Raw genomic sequence first — 1,992 nt, forward strand, 5'->3', positions numbered from 1 at the left:
AGGTGCGGCCATCGGCCGTCAGGCGGATGCGCTGCTGGCTGCGTTCGAACAGCGTGAGGCCGAGCCGCTCTTCCAGCTGCGCGATCTGGCGGCTCAGCGGCGATTGCGAGATGTGCAGCCGCTCGGCGGCACGGCCGACATGCTCGTCTTCCGCGACGGCGACGAAATAGTGAAGTTGGCGGATGTCCAGCATTTAAGACCTGTCAAGACTCAAGTTTCACCAATTATGTCTTGGACAGACTCAACCCCGAAACCTACAGTGAAGCCATCCGATAACCAACAAGGACTTTCTTTCATGAGCATCAAGGACAAACTCCCCGGCCTGCTGGGCTTTGGAACCGCCCCACTGGGCAACATGTTCCGCAACATCCCCGAGGCGGAAGCCCTGGCCACGGTCGACGCGGCCTGGGCGCACGGCATCCGCTATTTCGACACGGCCCCGTTCTATGGCGCGGGGCTGGCCGAGATCCGCCTGGGCGCGGCGCTGGCGAAGCACCGGCGCGACGACTACGTGCTGAGCACCAAGGTCGGCCGCCTCGTGCTGGACGAAACCGAAGAAACGGCCACACGCGACCTGGGCGAAAAAGGTGGGCTCTTCGAGTTCGGTCGGCCCAACAAGCTGGTCAACGACTATTCGGCGGACGCAACCCTGCGCTCGATCGAGGACAGCCTCCAACGGCTGAAGACCGATCGTCTGGACATCGTCTGGGTGCACGACATCGCCCAGGACTTCTACGGCGACGAATGGCTCGCGCAGTTCGAAGTCGCCCGCAAAGGCGCGTTTCGCGTGCTGACCCGCCTGCGCGAAGAAGGCGTGATCAAGGCCTGGGGCCTGGGTGTCAACCGCGTGGAACCGTGCGAGCTGACGCTGGACCTGAGCGAGGCAAAACCCGACGGCTTCCTGCTGGCCGGCCGCTACACCCTGCTGGACCACGAGCGGGCCCTGCAACGCCTGATGCCCGCGGCCGCCAAGCAGAACGTGGACATCGTGGTGGGCGGCCCGTACAGCTCCGGCATCCTGGCTGGCGGCACGCACTTCGAGTACCAGAAGGCATCACCGGAAATCATCGCCAAGGTCGAGCGCATCAAGGCCGTAGCGCAACGCCACGAGGTCGGCATCAAGTCCGCCGCGCTGCAATTCTCGCTGGCCAATCCGGCAGTGGCGGCCGTGATTCCCGGTGCGAGCCGCCCCGAGCGCATCGCGGAAGATCAGGCCGCGCTGGCTGCGGTGATTCCGGCGGCGTTCTGGGATGAGATGCGCGAGCAGAAGCTCATCGCAGCCGATGCGCCGGTTCCGGCGGGCCGCAAGGAAAAATAAGACGGATCGAAAGCGCGGAGAGAGCCGGCTCTCTCAGGCAGCCACCGCCATGCGGCCGCGCGCCATGCCCAGCCGCGCGGGCGAGACGTACTGCTCGCGGTAGATCTCGAAGGGCATGGTGTCGGCCGCCTCGATGCGCTTCTGCTCCTGAATCGACTCGGCCGTCATCTGCTCGAACTCGGCCTGTTGCGCGGCCGAGAACGGCAGGCCCAGCAGCGCGGCACGGGTCTGCTCCGATTGGGCTCGCACGAAGCCGATGAAGGAGTTGCCGTGGTCCTTCTCGATGGCCGCGAGCACGCGGGCCGAGGGCAGGCTGTCGGGGTTCTGCAGCGCGGCCCTGGCGGCGCGCACCGCGTCGGCATGCGCCGTGGTGCCGCCCTGCGCCGCGTCGAGCGCTGCGGCAATGGGCAGGCACTGCTCGACCAGCTCCAGGCCCCACTCGGCCAGTGCCACTTCGCGCCCGTCGCGCTGCAGCTTCAGGCCCGGCTCGCGACCGCGCGCGGCCGTGAGGTGCTGGTTGTGCGCGAGGTCGGCAATTTCCTGCGGCGTGTCGTCGGGGCTGTCGCTCAGCAGGCAGTGCAGCAGGAACACGTCGATGAAGCGCATGGTCTGCGCGTTGATGCCGACGGTCTCGAACGGGTCAAGGTCCATCAGGCGCACTTCGACGTACTCCA

At 66.5% G+C, this 1,992-nt stretch carries 2 protein-coding genes and 1 pseudogene; 1 reads left to right on the top strand and 2 read right to left on the bottom strand.

Going from position 1 to position 1,992, the window contains the following annotated elements; genetic code table 11:
• Nucleotides 1-193 (bottom strand): LysR family transcriptional regulator (locus ACSFA3_RS22340; protein WP_435507687.1); only part of this gene is annotated, 193 nt, incomplete at its 3' end.
• A gap of 102 nt (nt 194-295) precedes the next feature.
• Here ACSFA3_RS22340 and ACSFA3_RS22345 point away from each other — a divergent pair.
• The gene (locus tag ACSFA3_RS22345) at nt 296-1,318 is read left to right on the top strand and encodes an aldo/keto reductase (RefSeq protein ID WP_435474457.1); all 1,023 of its coding nucleotides are present in this window, start codon (nt 296-298) and stop codon (nt 1,316-1,318) included.
• A 33-nt stretch (nt 1,319-1,351) separates the two neighbouring features.
• On the opposite strand, the pseudogene ACSFA3_RS22350 reads toward ACSFA3_RS22345, so the two are convergent.
• A pseudogene (locus tag ACSFA3_RS22350) lies at nt 1,352-1,992 on the bottom strand (glutamate--cysteine ligase); the annotation flags it as partial.

Origin of the sequence: Variovorax glucosi (assembly GCF_051216695.1) — a bacterium.
Lineage (GTDB): Bacteria > Pseudomonadota > Gammaproteobacteria > Burkholderiales > Burkholderiaceae_C > Variovorax.